The sequence below is a fragment of the Stenotrophomonas nitritireducens genome, from assembly GCF_001431425.1.
Classification (GTDB): Bacteria; Pseudomonadota; Gammaproteobacteria; order Xanthomonadales; family Xanthomonadaceae; genus Stenotrophomonas; species Stenotrophomonas nitritireducens.
On the sequence record NZ_LDJG01000080.1, the window covers coordinates 1 to 603 of the forward strand.

A 603-nucleotide genomic window follows, 5' to 3' on the forward strand; every position below is an offset into this window, starting at 1 on the left:
GCCCGGCGCGATGCCGAGCAGCGCGGGCACGGCTACCGGGAGCGGGCGCTGAAGATGTATCCGTGGGTATGCGGGCGCTGCGCCCGCGAATTCACCCGGGCCAACCTGTCCGAACTGACCGTGCACCACCGCAATCACGACCACGATTTCAATCCGCCCGACGGCAGCAACTGGGAGCTGCTCTGCCTGTATTGCCACGACAACGAGCATTCGCGCCATGGCGACTACACCGGGGTGGCGGCAGCCGACGCCGAGGACCGGCATGTAGCGGCGACCGCCCATCCCTTCGCTGGCCTGCGGTCACTGCTCAAGCGCGATTAGCGTCCGGCACTGCGGTCTGGTGGCGGCTGCAACCAATCCGGGTCATGCGCTGGCGCCGTGCCAGAATCGTCGCCAACTTCCCCGGGCTCATCCGATGGCGCCTTCCCGCCCCTGCGTACCCACCGCCAACTCCCCGCGCCGCGTGCTCGCCGCCAGCCTGGTCGGCACCACCATCGAATTCTTCGATTTCTACATCTACGCCACCGCCGCGGTGCTGGTGTTCCCGAAGCTGTTCTTTCCCGAGAGCAGCGCCAATGCGGCGCTGCTGCAGTCGCTGGCGAC

General features: G+C 67.7%; 1 protein-coding gene and 1 pseudogene. Both read left to right on the forward strand.

Translation table 11 applies throughout. The features are described from left to right. A partial coding sequence (locus ABB22_RS17505) for a YajD family HNH nuclease (RefSeq protein WP_057505457.1) occupies window positions 1-321 on the forward strand: 321 nt, incomplete at its 5' end. Between the two features lie 94 nt (window positions 322-415). Beyond that, window positions 416-603: pseudogene (locus ABB22_RS17995) on the forward strand (MFS transporter); the annotation flags it as partial.